Genomic DNA, 18,281 nt, shown 5'->3' on the forward strand with positions numbered 1-18,281 from the left:
TCTGTGCAGCGGCCCCGCCAGGCCGGACAAGCTCAACGGCCCCCGGCCATCGAGGACGACCAGCATCCGGAACTGCGGCAGCGTCAGGGCATCCTCCACCGCGGCCAATGACCGGGCGGAGACGGCGACAAGCAGCCTGGACGCGGTCAGCAGGGTGGTGACCATCGCCTCGGCATCGGACTCGGAGGCTGGAGAAGGGTGCCCGCCGTTCATCGGGCGCCATTCATGCCGTCCCGTCCCGCCATGCAAGGTTCAGGGGCGGGCCGCCACCAGGAGATCAACCACGTAGGTCTCTTCCACCGCCTCGTCGGGGGAAGCCCGGCTCAGCCGCTCGCGCTCATCGGCGAAAAAGGCACCGCGATCGGCCTGATCAAGGACGAGGAACGCCGAACGGCTGCCGATGTTGGCGAGATGCATTTCCAGGGAGACCGTGCGGCTCCAGCGGACTTGGCGGCGCGCGACCCGCAGCCCCGTCAGGCCCGCCAGCCGAATGGCGTCGCTGTCGCTCGGACGCACCGCGGATCTCGGCTTCACCCCGCAGTGGTGGGCGATGCGCTCGTGCTGCTCACGGATCCACGGAACGTCGAAGGCCGTGGTGTTCCACCAGATCGCGAGCGCGCCGCCCGGACGCAGGACCCGCAATGCTTCCGGGACGGAGCGGGTGGTATCGGTCCACTGCCAGGACTGGGCGTAGGCGATGAGGTCGCGGGAAGCCTCGGCCAGCGGTAGAGCGTTGCCGTCCCCTCTCACGATCGGCACGTCCGGATGAGCCTGGCGGAACGCGGCGGCCATGGCCTCGCCGGGCTCGACAGCGATCACATCGGCGCCCCGCTCCCCGAAGAGCGCGGTGGCGATTCCGGTGCCCGCTCCGACATCAGCGACCCGGACACCGGCCAGGTGACAGCCGTGAACTCTTCGATGCAGTCGAAGAGCGCGGGTGGATAGGAGGGGCGACTCGCCGCGTACTGGGCAGCGGCCACATCGAACGACTGGGCACGTGATCTGGCGGTCATCCCCCCATCCTCGCCTCCGCGACTACGTAGTGGGTCCGTCCATGACGAGCAGCGGCGCAGGTGGTGGCCGATGGCGAGCCCTTGTTGGTCGCCGCCGACCGCCATCACATCGGCCTGCTGCGTCCTCCGGGCGAACTTCTTGTGTCAGGCCAGCGACACGTACACCAGCCTCACCGGCACTGGAACCTCGATGAGCGCATGGCCCGGACGAAGAGGTCTTCGCGTCAGGCGGCCCCGTCCACCGATCATGCCGGGACCTCCTGAGTCAAACGGGTGACTCTTCCTTCCTTGTCACCGCCCTGCCGCTTTGCGTTACTGGGTTTGATGAATCCGGATCGGCAGCCCGTCCCTTTCGGGGGAGTTCGCCGCCGACCGCGACGGTCGGCAGCGCTCTCGGATGGGTGCTCCGTGCCGCGTCATGTGCCGCCTCACCGAGAGCCGAGCTTCTCGACAAAGGGGCATGACGTGACCATCACCGCGGGCCAGTCGCAGCTGCACGATCGATCATCATGACGTGCTGACGGCAGCCGTGCGAGAGCGTCGACTCGAGCGACCGCGGCCAGATTTTGGGAAACCACCGGCCCCCACCAGGGCGGATGAGATTTCCGGAAAGCGCAGCCCTACATGGGCCTACAAAGCCTCCCTTGGGTCTTACGAAGTCATGACGCGCTCACCGAACCACCGTCGCCTTCCCGCCCGGCTCCCCAGGATGTTCCCAGGTACACCGTCCACACAGGAGGCATCCGAGTAATGAGCAGGCGCGGCAGGTCCAAGACGAAGAACCGCGTGATTGGCCTCTCGGCCGCCGTGACCACGGTGGCGGCAGCCGTGACGACGTTCAGCCTGGCCAACGCCAGTGAGGAGCAGGCCCCTGCCGCCGCGTCCCGTGCGAAGGCCGCTGCTACCGGTGCGGACCACGCGGTGTTCGTCCAGGGCAACGAGGTGTCCGGCAACACCATTCATGCGTTCAAGCGTTCCGACACCGGGGAGCTGACCGCCGCCGGCAGCTACCGGACCGGCGGAAAGGGCGCTGTTGCCACAGGGGCGCCCACCGACGCGCTCGCTTCGCAGGGTTCCCTGGTGTACGACCCGCGCCATCACATGCTGATCGGTGTGAACGCGGGCAGCGGGTCGGTCACCTCCTTCAGCGTGTCCGGACAGAAGCTCTCCAACCGCCAGTCGGTCTCATCGGGAGGTGACTTCCCGCTGTCGGTCGCGGTGTACGGCGACACCGCGTACGTACTGAACGGCGGCGGGGAGGCGTCGGTGCAGGGCTTCACCATCACCGCGCAGGGCCTGAAGGCCATACCCGACTCGAAGCGTCTCCTGGGCGTCAAGGGCCCCGCCGTTCCGGTCTTCACCGACAACCCCGCCCAGGTCTCGTTCACGCCCGACGGTGAGAACCTGGCCGTGACCCTCAAGTCGACCAACACCATCGAGATGTTCCCCGTGGCAGCCGACGGGACCCTTGCCAAGAAGGCCGTCTCCAACAAGTCGGCCGGAAACGTCCCCTTCGGCTTCACCTTTGACCAGGGCGGACGGATGATCGTCACCGAGGCCGAGAAGTCGACCGTCAGCACGTACAAGGTCGGCACCGACGGAAAGCTGACCACTGTGACGGCCGCGGTGCCGAACGGGCAGAACACGCTGTGCTGGATCCAGGCAGCGGGCGGCTTCTTCTACGGTGCCAGCACCGGCAATTCAGCGGTGACCGCGTACTCCGTGGACTCGGCAGGGAAGGTCAGCGTGGTGGCCAAGCAAGCGGTGCCGCTGTCGGCCGACTCCCGTGGCACGATCGACATGGCAGCCTCCGCCGACGGCGCTTTCCTCTACGTGCAGAACGCCACGACCGGCAACATCGACGGATTCCGGGTCGAGGCCAATGGCAAGCTGACCCTGGTCACCAAGGCCACCGAGGGGCTGCCGCGGTTCTCCGCCGACACAGGCGGCATGGAGGGCATCGTCGCCACGTGATCGTGATGGGAACAGGAGCACGTTCCGTCCCCGACGAGTCGTCCCGCCTGTGGGGCTCTCGAACATTCATCGCTGCTCTTCAGGCGGCATACGGGTACCCGTTGAGCATCCGGGCGGGGCGTCGGCGGCCCATTCCGCGATCGCCGTGAGGGACTTGGCCCCGGCAAGGACCGCGCAGGCAGCCAGAGCCAGGACGAAGACCAACGGGTGGCGCTAGCCCCGGGCCCGGCGTGGATCGGGCACGGAGGCCAGACGGGCCAGGAGCCCGGCATGGCCGACAGGCAAGGGCGGGGCAGCGTCGGCGAGTTGGCCCAGGCCGACAGGGATGGGCGATGATGAGCGCACAGGCACGGTCTTCCATCATGGTGATCAGGGACTCGACACCGCATGATCACCGGCAGCCGTGCCTTCCTTCCCCGGACTACCAACCGTCAGCATCACGAGCTATCCGATCGCCCATCGAACCGGATGCTCCACGAGAACGACGGAGCTACGCGGACACCGCGACCACGTGCTTGCCCACGACGCCGCCGCGCTCGAATGACTGATGCGCCGCGGCGATGTCTGCGAGCGGGTACACGCTGTCGACCACCGGGCGCAGCGCACCAGAAGTGACGTGATCCGCCAGATCACGCAGCACGGCGGTGGCGGGATTGGCGCTGAAGGTGCGGATGCGGCGGGCACCGTACACGCTCGACGCCGCGATCGCGGCCAGGGCGCTGGCCGACAGCCCGACGGTGACCATCCGGCCGCCCTTGGTCAACCGGCTTCGGTAGCAGTTCAGTTCCGAGCCGACCGTGTCGACGATGACGTCGAAGGGTCCGATCTGGTCCGAGGTGGTGGAGCCATAGTCGAGGACCTCGTCGGCACCGAGGTCGGTGAGCACCTGGGCGTGGCGATCGCGGGCCAGCGCGGTAACGTGGCAACCCAACGCGTGTGCCAGTTGCACGGCAGCTGTGCCGACTCCGCCCGCCGCGCCCCGGACCAGGACCCGCTCCCCGCTCACGACGTGCACGGTGTCCCGCAGCGCGATCAGCGCCGTCGCGCCCGCGACGACCAGGGAGGCCGCGTCTACCGGCGAGATGCCCGCCGGGGCGGGCGCGATGCGGTCCGCAGGGACCACCACGTACTCGGCCGCCCCACCGGTGGTGTGCCGCTGCCGGGGATGCACCATGCCCCACACCCGCTCCCCGACCCGGTAATCCTCGACATCGGCGCCGGTCGCGGCGACGACACCCGCGAAATCCAGCCCCACACCGATCGGGAAGCGGCGTCCCGACACGATCTTCAACTCCCCGGCGCGGACAAGCACGTCGTGGCCGTTCACGCTGGAAGCCTCGACCGACACCAGTACCTCGCCCGCACCGGGAGAGGGCCGGTCGACGTCGTTGACCCGCAGGACATCCACGGCGCCATAACCCGTGATCTGAGCGGTCTTCATGTCGCTGTCCTTCCGTGGTCGGCTGTTGTGGATCCGATCCTGGACCCTGCTCGCGACATCACGGTCGTTCGCCTCTTCCTGGGACTGCCAGACCCACCCTCACCGGCCGCGCCCGAGACATACTGTCGCCGTGACCGATGCCCCCCTCGACGTGACCGACGATCCCCGACGCGAACTCGCCGAATTCCTGCGGACCCGACGAACCCGGGTGCGACCACAGGACGTCGGCCTGGAACCCGGCCCGAGGCGACGCGTCGCCGGGCTGCGGCGTGAGGAACTGGCCCTGCTGGCCGGGGTGAGCGCGGACTACTACCAGCGCATGGAGCAGGGACGCGACGTGCGGCCCTCCGACCAGGTCCTGGACGCCCTCGCGCGCGCCCTCAACTTCTCTGCCGAGGAGTCCCGGCACCTGCGCAGCCTCGCCGCCGCCGCGCGCACGCCCGCCCGCCGCCCACGACGACACGCGCCGGAGGTGGTACCGCCCACCACGTTGCGGCTGCTGCGTACCATGCCCGCGCCCGCAGTGGTCATTGGCCGCTTCCTGGACGTGTTGGCCTGGAGCCCGCTGGCCGGTGCCCTGCTGGGCGAGTTCACCCAGCGGCCGCAGGTGGAGCGGAACCTGCTGTCGCTGCTGCTGCACCCGGAAGCCGACCAGGCATGCCCGGAGCGGGCAGCCACCGTCGCCGAGTTGACCGCGATGCTGCGTACGCAGGTCGCCGCCGATCCGGGGCACCCGCGCGCCGTGGAGCTGGTCGGTGAACTCGCGGTCCGCAGCGATGAGTTCGCGACCTTGTGGGCCCGCCACGACGTGGAGGAAACGACGCGCGGCCGGATGCGCGTCAACCACCCGCTGGTCGGGGAGCTGAACCTGGACTGGGACGCCTACCCGATGCCGGGTGCTCCCGGGCCGATGCTGGTCGTCTACACCGCCGAGGAAGGCGGGCCCGACGACGAGCGACTCCAACTGCTCGCCGGCCTGCTCGACGCCCCCGGCCCGGCGTCGGCGTCCGCCCAACAGCGGTTGCCCGACACCCCGGCCGGGCCTGCCTGACGATTCCGGTCGGCTTGCGTCTACGAGATTCACCATGTCAGAGACGTCACCTACGGCGAGGACTCCTCCCGCGTACGCACCGGCACGGCGCCCCGGGGCATGGCCGCCCTGCGGAACCTGGCCATCGGCGCACTCCGGCTCACCGACCGCACCAACATCGCCGCCGGCCGGCCTCCGCCACGCACGCGACACCACCCGCCCCCTCGCCACTTTGGGCATCACATGATCAAACCGGACACCCCGCGAGAACGACGCAGCCCTGGGGCGCCGGGGAAAGGTGGGTATCGGCTCCGGACTTCGGATGGTGCTTGGCGCCCGGTCGGTGAGGGGGTGTTGCGGCCGCGCAGCAGGCACTCCCGGACGGTTCCCGGGTATTCCCGCTACTGGCGTCTCTCTGGTGGGTCCTTGTCGGATATTGCCAAGAGGTGCATGATGGGAGTAAGAGCGAAGCTGGCTTTTGGAGGCAATATCGTGGGGACCATTTGGGGACCACACGGTGTGCGCGACCCGGCACAACTCAGGCGTTACCGCACGTATTTCGCCTGCGGAAAGCGCCGTAATTCCGGGGAATTCGGCGTTCGCACTTCTGGGGGTCAAGGGGTCGCAGGTTCAAATCCTGTCGTCCCGACGGTGTTATTGCAGGTCGGAGGCCGTTTCCGCAGAGATGCGGGGGCGGTCTTTTCCGTTGGTGGTCGTTGGGTGGTCGTAGATCGAGTCCAGGCACGCTTTTGGCGCTGATGCTGTTTCATGCCGCTTGTGTGTACTGGTCACTGTGGGGCTTGCTTCGTGGGGCGGGCGGCCTGGTGGTCGTTGTGTGGTCGTAGCGCTTTTCCTCGTGGTCGAGCTGCTTGGCGATGGCGTCGACGGCTTGGCGGGCTGCGGGTTTGGTGAGGTGGCCGTAGATGTTGGCCGTGGTGGAGATCGTGGAGTGGCGCAGGGTCTTCGACACGATGGTCAGCTCGACGCCGTGGGTCAGCGCCAGCGTTGCGGCGAGGTGGCGGAGGTCGTGGACGCTGGTGCGCGGAACGCCTGCTTGGCGGGCGAGGTAGTGGAAGTGGTTGAGGACGTACTCCGGGTGTAGCGGGCGTCCGTCTTCGCGGTGGAAGACGAATCCGCCGCCCGGGCGTGCGCCCGGGGCGCTGGCTGTGCGGCGCTGGGCCTTGCGGCGGGTGAGGACAGCGTGGATGCGGGGTGACAGGGCGACCCAGTCGCTGCTCTTACGGGTCTTCGGGTGGGTCAGGGCGAGCTTGTTGTTGTCGATCGCCGAGAGTGTCCAGCGGACGTAGAGGGTGTGTGCGTGGAGGTGGACGTCGTTCCAGTGCAGGCCGAGGGCTTCGCCTTTGCGGAGGCCGGTGCAGATGAGGAACTCGATCAGTTCGGTGAAGTCCGGATCGGCTGTGCGGCAGTGGTGCAGGAAGCGGATGGCCTGGGCTGGGGTCCAGATGGTGCGCTCCCCGGAGGCGGGGCGGGGGATCACGGTGGGCCGGACGACGTTGGTGGGGAGTCGGTGCTGGCGGACGGCGTCGCCGATCGCGCTGGAGAGGGTGGCGAGGATGTGCCACACGGTGGGGCGTCCGCGGCCGGTGGCGAGCTGGGTCAGTACGTAGTGGTGGATGTGTTCGTAGGCGAGTTCGTCCAGGCGGATCGGGCCGAGGGCCGGGATCAGGTCGTGGTGGACGTAGTCGCGGTAGCGGACCCATGTGGTGGGCTTGAGTCGTAGTCGTTTGGCCGCGAGCCACTGGATCAGGTAGTCGGCGACGGTCTGGTTCGGGTCGGCACTGACCCCGATCCGGCGGCCGGCGCGGTAGCGGTGCAGGGCGGTGCGGGCGTCGTCCTGGGTGGGGAAGCCGCCGCGGCGCACGGTGCGGTTGTGCCCACCGGGCTCGGTGGCAGGAAGGTCGACGGCGAAGGTCCACGTCCCGTGGGCGGGATCGAACATCAGCTGGGGGCAGTGAGTGCCGAGCTGGCGGCGCTGCTCGTCGCGGCAGCCGCAGCGGCGGTAGACGCGCCCCACGGTCTCGTGGGCGCGCATGGTGATCACCTTCTACGGCGACGTGGAATTGTTGCGGTATTTTCATTGTGAATCGCGGCTAAGGAGAATGAAAATTCCTTACGACCACAATCCGACACCACGGTCCTGGTCTGTTGCCTGACCAGCGGTGATCCCTTTACTTTTCCCACAGGTGCGGTGGATCCGCTTTGAGTCTGGCGCGTGCAGAAAAAGTGTGCCAAGCGGGTTTCGCGTCTGTGTCGTTCAGAAAAACTCGCGGCTAGTGAACAGCACCTCACTGACTGCGTGGGCGATCTGGTCGGTGCCATCGCCGAGTCCTTCGGGTGCGTCTCACTCGGAAGCAGGTGTCACATTCGAGCGCCTGCACCAGGCACATTCCGGCAGTCAGGCCCTTGCGGGGACGCACTCGCGGGGCCGACTCATGCTCTGGCAAGCCAGGTGACGGGGTTCTGATCGGTCCTCGCGACCCGTCGCCGACAGGCGCGTGATCCGCTCACACACCTCGGTGGCCCGCCACTCGGCCGCGTCCGTGGACAGCCCGCGCAGCCGTACCGCGCGCGCGATCTGCTCCAGGACAGTGCGCCGCTCGTCGAAGGAGTTCCGTACCTCCTGCCAGACGTACTGCACACCGGGGATCTGGCGCGGGGCGCGGCGGGGCAGGACGGGCAGGGATCGCCGCAGAGCGAGATATGCCCGCGGTGGCGCTCATGGAGGTGTGGGCGTTGGCGTTCAGGGCGCCGTCGTTGGTTGGAGTGCAGGCTGACCCACAGCTTGGATGTGCCGTGGGCACGCTCGACCAGTTGCGCGGGTAGCGGGGCCACCGCTCAACGGCGGCCCGGCCAACCTCCGATGCGCAGCTTCTGAGACAACCTGCCCCCCTGCGCTCGCGGCGAGTTAGCGGAAATGCGTGGTAAGCGCTCTCTATGCATCCCAGGCCGACGCTCGAGCTGTCCGAAAAGATGCGACTAAGAGGTGCATGCATCCGAGATCCACCATAAACCGTAAAGATTCAGTCGGCTGAGAGCTTGATTGCGGTGAGTGAACGGGCAGCATCTGACTACCGGTATGCCGATTCACTCCTATATGCCGTCCTTTGTCCCTGATAAGCGGTGGGACTTATTCCAGTCCATGTGTATGTGACGTTCGTGTGACAGCTTGTGAGCGCCAGGTGACTACTGAGGTCGCTGCGGTGGGCTCCTGCCGTGGAACGCTGATGCGCTCGCGTGCTGCGCCCGCCACCCGGTCCTGCCTGGTGGTGATCCGAAACCACTGCCCTTACTGAGCATCCCGCTGACGTCGTCGGGCAAGGCGGGCACACGAGAAGAGAGGTACGCGACGTGAAGAGAGCCATTTTAGTCTCCGTGGCTGCGGGCTCACTCCTGATCGGTGGTGCGATCACGGCTGCAAATGCGGCTGGCGCGCCCGCTAGATCGGCTGTGAAGGCATCGGCTCCGGTGGCCGTGGGCGATGCCCGCGCGGACGGCAAGATGCTGTTCACCGGCCTGTACTTCGGCCAGGGAACGGTCGGCGAGAAGCTCCTGGCGAGCGACGCCTTCATCGGGGATCGCTCCGGCCAATTGGAGAAGAATGGCACCCCTGAAGCACTAAAGGCGATAACGGAACTCACGGCCGCGATAGACAAAGCATCTCCCGAGTTCTTCGCCACGTTCTCCGCGGATGTCCGCAGCGGCAACCCGTTCCGGGTCAAGGACGCCGTCGAAGCCGGTGCGGCCGAGGTCGACAAGGTCGCCAAGGTGGAATCCGAAGATGGCACCGCAAGCGGCACCTGCCTGGTCACCGTGAATGTTGGCGCATTCGTCAATGTGGTTGCGGGAATCAACGCAGCCACCCAGGCGAACGTGGTGCTCGAGCTGAACCTTTGGTGGTCAGCGTCTGCCGACTCCACCGGCCCGGCGAGCGACGAGCAGATCGCGGCGTTCACCGAGCAACTGCGCACCATCTAACGGACTCAACACGATGCGGCAGGCACCTCTCCGGCTGCCTGCCGCACCGTCGGCCCCGGGCGAGTTGAAAGGACACGCAGTATGCCGAGGCAGAAGGACCGGCAGGACCGACTACTGCTGACGGTGGAGAGCCCGCGTTCCACCGTCGGAATCTCCCGGCGCTGGGTGATGCTGGCCGCCGTGGCCTGGCTACTGCCTGCGCTTTACGTAATTCAGACGCATCTGCCGGGGAACGCCCTCACGCTGCCTGGGCAAGACTCCGCGGCCGCCACCGTCAATCGGGTGGCGCCCCAGGGCTGGAGTTTCTTCACCAAATCGCCGCGTGGCAGCGAGCTGCAGCCCTTCGTTCTGCGTGACGGTGTCTGGGAGGACCGGTTGATGGCCCCGCACGGTGCCCCGCACAACGCATTCGGCTTGAACCGCCGCTCGCGCTCCCAGGGCATCGAGATGGCGTTACTGCTCGCAGAGGCCGAAGGGCTGCGTTGGACGAAATGCGACCGCGACCTGTCGGCGTGCCTGGGCAGCGCGAAAGCACCCGGCAAGGTCGCCAACCGCGAGCCTGAGCCGACCTTGTGCGGCCGAGTCGCGCTCGTGGAGCAGAAGCCCGTGCCGTTCGCCTGGCGCAACCTCATGGATGCCCCCCACACCCCTGACCGCCTCACCGTCCTGGATGTCACATGCTGAGCCGCACGCCGGCACATCTCCCCTCTCCCTGGACGAACGTCTACGGCTTCGCCCGTACCCTCTTGGCGCTCGGTACCCTTCTCACGCTTGCGTTCAGCAACGCCGCGACGTTGTTTCGTCCGGTCGCATTCCAGGGCGACCACCCCACATGTCGCGGCATCGAGGCCGGTGGCGCTTTCTGCCTCGTGTCGGGTGACGACCTGGACTCAATGCGGTGGGTCTGCGTGGCGGTCCTGCTCGTGGTGATCAGCGGCTGGCGGCCGCGTCTGACCGCGCTTCCTCACGCGTACATCAGCTTCAGCGTCTTCACTGGCATTGCGATCGGTGACGGGGGCGATCAGATGACCGCCGTGCTCACCCTTCTGTTGACTCTTCCCGCTCTCGGCGACCGCCGACGGTGGCACTGGAATGCCGCAGACTCGGCCCCGCAGCATCCGCCCTGGCTGCTGCTGGCAGGGACAAGCGCCCTGGTCGTTGTGCGATTGCAGATGTCCTTCGTGTATTTCCAGGCGTGCGTGTCGAAGTTGCCGCATACGGAATGGGCGGATGGCACCGGCATGTGGTACTGGGGCAATAGCCTAGCCTTCGGGGTATCCGGATGGCTGCGGCCGCTGGTCGGTCCCGTACTCGCCAATCCGATCGGCGTCGCGGCGCTGACCTGGATTCCCTTGTTCATCGAGATCTCCTTGGCGGCGACGCTGCTGGTATCGCAGCGGGCGCGCTACGTATTGCTGATGGCCGGGGTGGGCTTCCATCTGTGTATCGCCGTGATGATGGGCCTGTGGAGCTTCGCGCTGGCTATGTGGGCAGGAATTCTGCTGCTGTGCCTGCCCCTGGGCGGGGAATTGCGCAAGCGTGAACCGGCCGGTCATGGCCCCTCCTTCCAGCAGTCCCGCAGCAAGGAGACGACCCTGGACTGTGAAAAGCCGGCCTCCCGCGCGGCAGCCACGAGCTGAGCGGCGGCCTCCCGCAGCCGCGCTTGCGCCGGAGCGGCGACGACGATGGCTCCTCGGCCGCGCCGGAGGTCGATCAGTCCTTCTTCGCGTAGCTGTTGGTAGCCGCGCAGGACGGTATGGATGTTGATCTCAAGCAACTTCGCCACTTCGCGGGCGGCAGGCAGCCGGTCGCCAGGACATAGGGCGCCCTCGGCCAGAGCCCGGCGTACGGCGGCGGCGACCTGCTCCGCCAGCGGGACAGCCGACCCGGTGTCGACACGGATGAGCATCTCAACGGTCCTGCTGCTTGTTCCTGACCAGGAGATCGCCCAGCAGCCCGGCCGCCGTTGCTGCGTCGTCCACGACCACGACGAACTGATTGCCTCCTGTCAGCTCCAGCCACACTGCCTGCCCGGAACGCAGCGCCAGTCCGCGCCTGCCCTTGGTGACCCGGTAGCCCCAGCCTCCGAGGTCTGACAGCGGTCGAACTTCCCCGGTCCATACCTTGTCGATCCGCTCCAGCGGGATGTGGATCCGTGGTGTGCGGAGCAGCGGTGGACGAATGGTCAGCCCGTCCCCGTCGACGATCACCCGGGCGCCGGCCAGCGCCGCGACCAGTAGTCCCACCGGCCACAGCCACAGACCAGGGCCCCAGCCGAGGAGGCCCGCGGCCACGGCGGCGACAGCCCCCAGCACTCCGACGGCTGTCAACCATCGCGCGCCGATACCGCGCACCCATACGGCCTTCTCACCCTGCCGCAGGCCCACGGAACCAGAGGCCGACGGCTGGCCCGTAACCGCGGGACATGCTCGCGGCATCAAGGCACCCACTCCGGCAACCGCAGCCACAGCCAATCCCGCCGCGACGGCCAGATGCCACAAGGGCATCTGCACCTTGTCAGCCGCGGCTGCTCCGTTGTTCACCAGGACCGCCACGGTGAACAGATATCCCAGGCTGGCAGCCGAGGCTGCGGAAGTGGCGTAGAGCGTCCGTAGAGTGAGCGACCCTCGCACCGCGCTCCGGGACAGCCCCGTGCCGAGGGCGAGCAGCGTCAGCTCCGAGATCAGCAGCAACTCAACTGGAGACGCGGAGCGGTTGGCCTCACCTCCCCCGTTGAAGTGCACAGCCATCGAATCCGGCAGGTTCGGCCACGACACGATGAAGACCACCGCCACCACCAACGCAGCTATCAGACAAGGGAGGCCGGCTAACCACCGCAGCAGGTCCGGCTGATGTACACGAGAACTCTGGTCAGGGTGATGCACTCCGCCTCCTCGAACGAGATTATTCGAGTACAACTAGCATAATTGGAGAATACCTTCCGCCCCCCGATGTCGCCTGCCGCGTTTCGGTCACACCCGTGGCGAGAATGAGGGCGGTTTCCGGAAGAAGTCAGCGGCCGCGTGCACCATGGGCGCGTCCACAGGGTGACACGTTCGACGACGGGGGGGCGCGCAACGCCATGCGCTGCCGACGCTCCTGAGCCCTCGGTGACCTGGCCCCGGATGAAGCCCTTGTAGGGGCCCAGGACCATGCTCGGCCACGACTCGTAGTGCACCCTCGAGATCTCCACCGCGTCCACGACTTCGCTCTCCATCACCTTGGCGACACGGCACCAACTCGGCGGTCATCGCCCCCCGACGCAGCGGCAGCATGCCCGTGCCGTTCAGTTTGAGCAGTACGGGGTAATCGTCCCGTAGTGGTAAGAAATGAGACGGGAGTGTTGAAGGGCCAGCAAGCCTTGGCCACGGACGGATCAGCCCTGGCCAAAGGTGAGCTCTTGCAGCGTTGTCGTACTCACCTTGGGGCTGGCATCAAGCCCAAGACGAGCGAACCCCGTGCCTTGCCGACATGAAGGCAGCACACTCCGTGTATGGGCGGACAGTCACGCTGGGAAGCACTTGCTGGGGACCGACAGAGGTTCGAGGAGGGGGTGGCCATCCTCCTCGGCATGGTCTATTCCGGCTTGCGGCATGTGGATGGTTCAGGTGGGGACCGTGGAGAGGACGCCGTCCGACTGCTACCCGATGGTAAGCGCCACGTCTTTCAGATTAAGAGCTTCACAGGTCGGTTGAGCCCTGCCAGGCGCCGTCAGGTGCGGAAATCGCTAGACCGTGCGGCACGAAACGTGCCGACATGCTGGACCCTTGTCGTGCCGCTCGATTTCACTCCAGGCGAGTGGGACTGGTTCGACAGTCTGCGTGAAACCTATCCGTTTTCGCTGGAGTGTCACGGCTTGCGCTGGCTGAACAGCAAAGCAGTCGAGAACCCGGCTATAGGAAGACTGTTCCAAGCCCCACAATCGCAGTCGCATGTGTGGCCCCGTGTGGCGGATACCGGGCCTGTCGATGCTGGAGTTCCCGTGGCTGAGGGCGGAGAGGTTCCCGCCTATGTCCCACGCGATATCGATCCGGTCCTACGCGCCTGGCTCCGCCAAGCGGGGGAGTCGGGCGGGGCGGTGGTAATTCTGGGAGATTCCGTTGCGGGCAAGACCCGGACTCTTTATGAAGCCCTGCGAGAGGAGTTGCCGGACCACTGCTTCGTGCGCCCCGCAGACCCTGCCGAGGTGCCCCAGCTGGCCGAAGGCATCATGACGGCAGCCGAGCCGTGCGTGCTGTGGCTCGACGAACTCCACCGCTATCTCGATCACGGTTGCGGTCTCATTGCCAGCGGGCTCAGGAAGGTCCTCCGCTCTGGGACCACTGTCCTCGCCACCCTTGACGGAGCGGCGTACGAATATTGGCGCCGCTCGGACGTGGTGCGCCAGATGCGGTCGCTCGTACTCGACCGGCGCTGGAGCGTGGCCGAACGTCAGAGGGCTCGTATGTCGCAGGACCCGCGCGTAGCGCAGGCTGCGCAGGCGGATCCTGCTATCGGAGTCGCCGAGTGCCTTGCCGCAGGCCCCTGGCTCTGGCAGGAACTGAGAAGCCGTTGCCCTATCGATCACGGTGATCACTGGTTCGAGTGCAGTGACTCGGTTGGGTGATCTCCAGCCGAAGCAGGCATGAAAGCAGGGCCTCCTGCCCAGCTCGGGATTGCTGAAGTCCTTCGAGCGTCAGGAGGCCCTGTGCCGCAGTCTTGCGTTCCGTTGTCCTCGTCGTCCAACTCGGTTGCTCGGTCGTGTGATTGCCTCGCGCACGTGTACGGCAATGCGGGGGATCGTTCGGACAGACGGCCTCGGTATCCGTCGGACATGACGGACGCCGAGTGGGCCGAGGTGCGGGGCTTGCTGCCGGTGCCGGGATGGCTGGAGGGCAGGGGCGGGCAGCCGGAGGGCTACTGTCACCGGCAGATGATCGACGCCATCCGCTACCTCGTGGCCGGCGGCATCACGTGGCGGGCGATGCCTGGCGATTTCCCCGCCTGGGACCGCGTCTACGCCTTCTGGCGGCGCTGGCGGGACAACGGCCTGATCAGCGAGTTCCACGACCGGCTGCGTGACCGGGTCCGCGAGGCCGGGGGACGGGACGCGGAGCCGACGGCCGCGGTCATCGACGCGCAGTCGGTGAAAGCCGCCGCGTCGGTGCCGACCGCCAGCCGGGGCTTCGATGGCGGCAAGAAGGTCAACGGGCGCAAGCGGCACATCGTGGTCGACACTCTCGGGCTGCTGCTGGCCGTGATGGTCACGGCAGCGTCGGTCACCGACCGGGACGCGGGCCGGGTCCTGCTGGCCCGGCTGCGGCACAGGCATTGGCGCGTGGCCAGGGTGTGGGCCGACGGCGGTTACACCGGGCCGCTGGTCGACGTCGCCCGCAGCCTCTGGCAGATCGCGCTGACGGTGGTCAAACGCAGTGACGGTGCCTCCGGGTTCACCGTGCTGCCCAAGAGATGGCTGGTCGAGCGCACGTTCGCGTGGCTGATGCGCTCCCGCCGCCTGGCCCGCGACTACGAGAGCCGCACCGACAGCGCGGAGGCGATGATCTGGTGGTCGATGAGCATGGTCATGAGCCGCCGCCTGGCCCGGCAGCCTCACTGAACCTGCCCGGCACCGTCTCGGCCAGCCAGCCCCGCGCGGCCAGGCGCTTGACCTTCGACCGCACCCCCTCGACTTTCGCCGGGACTACCGCCAGACCGAGTGCCGCAGCGAGCTGCCGACAGTCCACCGCCTCCCCGCCCTGGTCGGCCACGATGGCCATGATCCGCCGATAGTCCGGCGCCAGTACGCCGACATCGAGTCCTTCCCTCCACACCGGCACCACCGAGCCGGGCACCGCACCCACGACCGGCCGCTCTCGCCCATCAGACACGGTCACCGGTGCATCCCCGCGGCCGCTCGGCTCCGCCAGGACCTGCCCGACCGTCTCACGAGCGATCACGAACCGCTCCAACGCGGCCTCCGCTTCCCGCAACTCGGCCTGAAGAACCTCCACCCGCTGCTGGGCAGCACGCTCGCGTTCCTCCAGCAACCCCATCACCGACGGCACACGGCACCTCCACCGAGGAGACAACACGACACGCCATCACTGCCGCACGAGAAACGGACTATGCCTGGCCAGCACAAACGCAGCAGTCACGCTCGGAAAGACAACGGCTTCTTACAGATGTACTGAGAAGCCGTTGCTCTATCGATCTTGGTGAGCGTGAGTTCGAGGTCGTCGACTCGGTCGGGTGATCTCTTGGCTGGCTGCGCATGAAGGCAGGGCCTCCCGCACAGCTCGTGGGTGTCGAATCCAGCCGAGCAACAGGAGGCCCCTGGTGCTGCAGTCTTCCGTGTCCGTGCCAGTGTGGTCTAACTCGGCTTTTCTGAAGTGTGATTGTCTCGCTCACCGGTTCGGGAACGCAGGGGACCGGCCGTACAGGCATCCGAGGTATCCGTCCGACATGAGCGACGCGGAGTGGGCGGTCGTACGCGAGGCGATGCCGGTTCCCGGCTGGCTGGAGGGCCGCGGCGGCCAGCCGGAGCGCTATTGCCACCGGCAGATGGTCGACGCGGTGCGTTACCTGGTCGCGGGCGGCATCACCTGGCGGGCGATGCCCGCGGACTTCCCCGCGTGGGACCGCGTCTATGCCTTCTTCCGGCGCTGGCGCGACAAGGGCCTGACTGCCGAGTTCCACGACCGGCTGCGCGACCGGGTCCGCAAGGATGCGGGCCGGGACCCGGAGCCGACGGTCGGCATCATCGACGCGCAGTCCGTGAGGGGAGCCGCATCGGTGCCTGCCGCGACCAGGGGATTCGATGGCGGGAAGAAGGTCAACGGCCGTAAGCGGCACATCCTGGTGGACACTCGGACTGCTGCTGGCCGTGATGGTGACCGCGGCCTCGGTCACCGACCGGGACGCGGGCCAGACTCTGCTGGCCCGCCTGCACGAGCGGCACTGGCGTGTTACGCGGGTGTGGGCCGACGGCGGCTACACCGGGCGGCTCGTCGACTTCGCCCGCGAGGTCCTGCGCGTCGCGTTGACCGTGGTCAGACGCAGCGACGACTCCAGCGGTTTCACCGTGCTGCCCAAGAGGTGGCTGGTGGAGCGCACGTTCGCCTGGCTGATGCATTCACGCCGCCTGGCCCGCGACTACGAGACGCGCACCGACACCTCGGAAGCGGTGATCCGGTGGTCGATGAGCATGGTCATGAGCCGTACGTGCGACGGGCACGCTGAACAGTCCCGGATCTTCCTCCGCCAGCCACCCCGCGCGGTCAGGCGCTTCGCCTTCGACCGCACCCTTCGACCTTCGCGGGGACGGGCTCCAGCCCGAGGACACCGCGAGTTGACGGCAGTCCATCGCTCCCCTGCCGGTTCCGCCCCATCTGCCAGGACATCCATGATCCGCTGGTAGTCCGGCGCGAGAACCGTCGGGGCGAGCCCTTCCCGCCAGTGCGGCACCACCGAACCGGGCACAGCCGCCGTGACCTGCACCGACTCTCCGCCGGCCACCGCGGCCGACGGCGCATCCGCGCCGCCGCGAGGCTCCGCCAGAACCTCGCCCACCGTCTCACGGGCGATCACGAACCGCTGCCACACAGCCTCGGCCTCCTGCAGTTCGGCCTGGAGAACCTCCACCCGCTCCCGAGCGGCGCGTTCCCGCTCCTCCAGCAACCCCATCACCGACGGCATCCCGGCACCTCCACCGAAGAGGACGACACGACACCTCGTCCCTGCCGCCGAAACACCCCACCTACACCTGACCAGCAGAAACGCACCCGTCACGCTCGGAAAGACAACGGCTTCTTAGGTACGCGCCGCCCGGTCCGCCCGATGCGGTGACAAGACGGCGACAAGAATCCGAATCCAGGACGCGTGTGCGAGAGCGTCACCACGTTCGGGTGGCCGACGGGCGGCTGCGCTCAGGCGTCGGACATCGGAGGTTCGTGCCCCGTGCACAGCGGATCCAGGAGCTCACCCAGCGGGATGGAGAAGGCGTGGGCGAGGGCGTGCCACGTGGCCAACGTGCCGATCGTGCGGCCCTGCTCGATCTCGATCAGGGTCCGGCGAGAGAGACCGCTGTGCGCGGCAAGCTCGTCATAACTCCACCCGCGGTGCGCACGCAGGCGAGCGAGAGAGTGCCTGAGTGCCGTCGGGTCGGGCTCCGGCGGCGGGGTGATCGTCACGGATCCATCCGACGGTGCAGACCCCTGCCCTGACAGTGCAGACCGCTGCCCTATTTGTGTCAGTACGGACCAGCTCCAGCAGGGCAGGGGTCTGCACTACGGTGTCCGCGCCCGGAGCCGCCCGGACGCAGGGTCGGCGGCTGACCGCTCACGGCTTGGAGGGACCGATGTCCATGGCCCTGTCCGCACGCGCCTGGACCGTCACGATCAGCAGTTCGGCGGGGCGGCCCGTACTGACGTGCAGTACCTGCCCGCAGCCGTTCGTGGCCGTGGGCGCTGATGGGGTCGTGCAGGTCCGCCGGCATCTCGCGAGCCATCTCGTCGAGTCTCGGCTGCCGGCGTACCTGCGTACTTGCCAGTGCCGGGAAGGAGCCTGTGTATGGCACGGGCGCCAGAGGCCTTGTTCCGGTTCCGCTGCGGCTCTTGCTGATCCGGGCGGACCATGGCCTTACCTGGCACCTTGTGGATGCCTGCGCTGCGTGCGCCGCAGCGATCCCCTGCGCTGCCACCGTCCCCGAACCCCCACAGGACGCGGCCGTCCGCCATGTACGGGCGCCCGAAGGTGAGGCCGTTGCGGACCTCACGTGTGAGCCCGTCGAGTGGGTAGAGGCACTGTGAGACGGACACCTCGCCGCGGTGCCGGACCTGGGATGGGCCCG

15 protein-coding genes and 3 pseudogenes are annotated in these 18,281 nt (G+C 67.5%); 8 read left to right on the plus strand and 10 right to left on the minus strand.

Annotated features, from left to right (window positions below; genetic code table 11):
* Positions 1–6 precede the first annotated feature (6 nt).
* Positions 7–213, minus strand: a pseudogene (locus HYQ63_RS45090) (MarR family transcriptional regulator); the annotation flags it as partial.
* Between the two features lie 39 nt (positions 214–252).
* Positions 253–1,013 (minus strand): annotated as a pseudogene (locus HYQ63_RS35835) (class I SAM-dependent methyltransferase).
* Positions 1,014–1,799: 786 nt separating this feature from the next.
* Here HYQ63_RS35835 and HYQ63_RS35840 point away from each other — a divergent pair.
* Entirely contained in the window at positions 1,800–2,987 is a 1,188-nt protein-coding gene (locus tag HYQ63_RS35840) for a lactonase family protein (protein ID WP_257232353.1), read from the plus strand.
* A gap of 66 nt (positions 2,988–3,053) precedes the next feature.
* Here HYQ63_RS35840 and HYQ63_RS45095 read toward each other — a convergent pair whose 3' ends face one another.
* Both HYQ63_RS45095 and HYQ63_RS35850 read right to left on the minus strand, forming a co-directional pair.
* Positions 3,054–3,191, minus strand: a complete 138-nt coding sequence (locus HYQ63_RS45095; protein ID WP_257232354.1) for a hypothetical protein — start codon at positions 3,189–3,191, stop codon at positions 3,054–3,056.
* Between the two features lie 286 nt (positions 3,192–3,477).
* Positions 3,478–4,428 carry an NAD(P)-dependent alcohol dehydrogenase gene (locus HYQ63_RS35850; protein ID WP_179937873.1) on the minus strand — a complete coding sequence of 317 codons (951 nt, stop codon included), beginning with the start codon at positions 4,426–4,428 and terminating at the stop codon, positions 3,478–3,480.
* Positions 4,429–4,558: 130 nt separating this feature from the next.
* Between HYQ63_RS35850 and HYQ63_RS35855 the strand changes: the two genes are divergently transcribed.
* Positions 4,559–5,479: a helix-turn-helix transcriptional regulator gene (locus HYQ63_RS35855; RefSeq protein ID WP_218929601.1), complete on the plus strand. Its 921-nt coding sequence runs from the start codon at positions 4,559–4,561 to the stop codon at positions 5,477–5,479.
* 745 nt (positions 5,480–6,224) lie between these two features.
* Here the strand turns inward: HYQ63_RS35855 and HYQ63_RS35860 are convergent.
* Together HYQ63_RS35860 and HYQ63_RS45715 are read right to left on the minus strand one after the other, a co-directional pair.
* Positions 6,225–7,511: a site-specific integrase gene (locus HYQ63_RS35860; RefSeq protein WP_257232355.1), complete on the minus strand. Its 1,287-nt coding sequence runs from the start codon at positions 7,509–7,511 to the stop codon at positions 6,225–6,227.
* 363 nt (positions 7,512–7,874) lie between these two features.
* Entirely contained in the window at positions 7,875–8,117 is a 243-nt protein-coding gene (locus HYQ63_RS45715; RefSeq protein ID WP_179937874.1) for a hypothetical protein, read from the minus strand.
* A 710-nt stretch (positions 8,118–8,827) separates the two neighbouring features.
* Between HYQ63_RS45715 and HYQ63_RS35870 the strand changes: the two genes are divergently transcribed.
* The 3 genes from HYQ63_RS35870 to HYQ63_RS35880 all read left to right on the plus strand — a co-directional run bounded on the left by HYQ63_RS35870 (position 8,828) and on the right by HYQ63_RS35880 (position 11,094).
* Positions 8,828–9,454 (plus strand): hypothetical protein, encoded by a 627-nt coding sequence (locus HYQ63_RS35870; RefSeq protein ID WP_179937875.1) that lies wholly within the window; start codon positions 8,828–8,830, stop codon positions 9,452–9,454.
* 81 nt (positions 9,455–9,535) lie between these two features.
* Positions 9,536–10,138 carry an SdpA family antimicrobial peptide system protein gene (locus HYQ63_RS35875; protein WP_179937876.1) on the plus strand — a complete coding sequence of 201 codons (603 nt, stop codon included), beginning with the start codon at positions 9,536–9,538 and terminating at the stop codon, positions 10,136–10,138.
* Positions 10,132–11,094 carry a sporulation-delaying protein SdpB family protein gene (locus HYQ63_RS35880; RefSeq protein WP_179937877.1) on the plus strand — a complete coding sequence of 321 codons (963 nt, stop codon included), beginning with the start codon at positions 10,132–10,134 and terminating at the stop codon, positions 11,092–11,094. Before HYQ63_RS35875 ends, HYQ63_RS35880 begins: the two co-directional genes overlap by 7 nt.
* Here the strand turns inward: HYQ63_RS35880 and HYQ63_RS35885 are convergent.
* Both HYQ63_RS35885 and HYQ63_RS35890 read right to left on the minus strand, forming a co-directional pair.
* On the minus strand, positions 11,007–11,363 hold the full coding sequence (locus HYQ63_RS35885; protein ID WP_179937878.1) for a GntR family transcriptional regulator: 357 nt from the start codon (positions 11,361–11,363) through the stop codon (positions 11,007–11,009). The genes HYQ63_RS35880 and HYQ63_RS35885 overlap by 88 nt on opposite strands.
* Position 11,364: 1 nt before the next feature.
* Positions 11,365–12,252, minus strand: coding sequence for a DUF1648 domain-containing protein (locus HYQ63_RS35890; protein WP_257232691.1), 888 nt, complete (start codon positions 12,250–12,252; stop codon positions 11,365–11,367).
* A 755-nt stretch (positions 12,253–13,007) separates the two neighbouring features.
* On the opposite strand from HYQ63_RS35890, the gene HYQ63_RS35895 reads away from it, so the two are divergent.
* Positions 13,008–14,060: a hypothetical protein gene (locus tag HYQ63_RS35895; RefSeq protein WP_179937880.1), complete on the plus strand. Its 1,053-nt coding sequence runs from the start codon at positions 13,008–13,010 to the stop codon at positions 14,058–14,060.
* Positions 14,061–14,267: 207 nt separating this feature from the next.
* A complete protein-coding gene (locus HYQ63_RS35900; RefSeq protein ID WP_257232356.1) occupies positions 14,268–15,050 on the plus strand; it encodes an IS5 family transposase in 783 nt (260 codons plus the stop codon).
* On the opposite strand, the gene HYQ63_RS35905 is transcribed toward HYQ63_RS35900, so the two are convergent.
* A complete protein-coding gene (locus HYQ63_RS35905; RefSeq protein ID WP_179933186.1) occupies positions 15,016–15,498 on the minus strand; it encodes a hypothetical protein in 483 nt (160 codons plus the stop codon). The genes HYQ63_RS35900 and HYQ63_RS35905 overlap by 35 nt on opposite strands.
* 433 nt (positions 15,499–15,931) lie before the next feature.
* Here HYQ63_RS35905 and HYQ63_RS45115 point away from each other — a divergent pair.
* A pseudogene (locus HYQ63_RS45115) lies at positions 15,932–16,850 on the plus strand (IS5 family transposase).
* A gap of 508 nt (positions 16,851–17,358) precedes the next feature.
* Here the strand turns inward: HYQ63_RS45115 and HYQ63_RS35915 are convergent.
* On the minus strand, positions 17,359–17,622 hold the full coding sequence (locus HYQ63_RS35915; protein ID WP_179937882.1) for a helix-turn-helix transcriptional regulator: 264 nt from the start codon (positions 17,620–17,622) through the stop codon (positions 17,359–17,361).
* Positions 17,623–18,281: the final 659 nt, after the last annotated feature.

Origin of the sequence: Streptomyces sp. Rer75 (assembly GCF_013414305.1) — a bacterium.
GTDB classification, from domain to species: Bacteria; Actinomycetota; Actinomycetes; order Streptomycetales; family Streptomycetaceae; genus Streptomyces; species Streptomyces himastatinicus.

Bases quoted from the DNA above. Each gene is read 5' to 3' on its own strand.
- HYQ63_RS35850 (WP_179937873.1), bottom strand. From the start codon at position 4,428: ATGAAGACCGCTCAGATCACGGGTTATGGCGCCGTGGATGTCCTGCGG.
- HYQ63_RS35860 (WP_257232355.1), bottom strand. From the start codon at position 7,511: ATGCGCGCCCACGAGACCGTGGGGCGCGTCTACCGCCGCTGCGGCTGC.
- HYQ63_RS35875 (WP_179937876.1), top strand. From the start codon at position 9,536: ATGCCGAGGCAGAAGGACCGGCAGGACCGACTACTGCTGACGGTGGAG.
- HYQ63_RS35880 (WP_179937877.1), top strand. From the start codon at position 10,132: ATGCTGAGCCGCACGCCGGCACATCTCCCCTCTCCCTGGACGAACGTC.
- HYQ63_RS35885 (WP_179937878.1), bottom strand. From the start codon at position 11,363: ATGCTCATCCGTGTCGACACCGGGTCGGCTGTCCCGCTGGCGGAGCAG.
- HYQ63_RS35900 (WP_257232356.1), top strand. From the start codon at position 14,268: ATGACGGACGCCGAGTGGGCCGAGGTGCGGGGCTTGCTGCCGGTGCCG.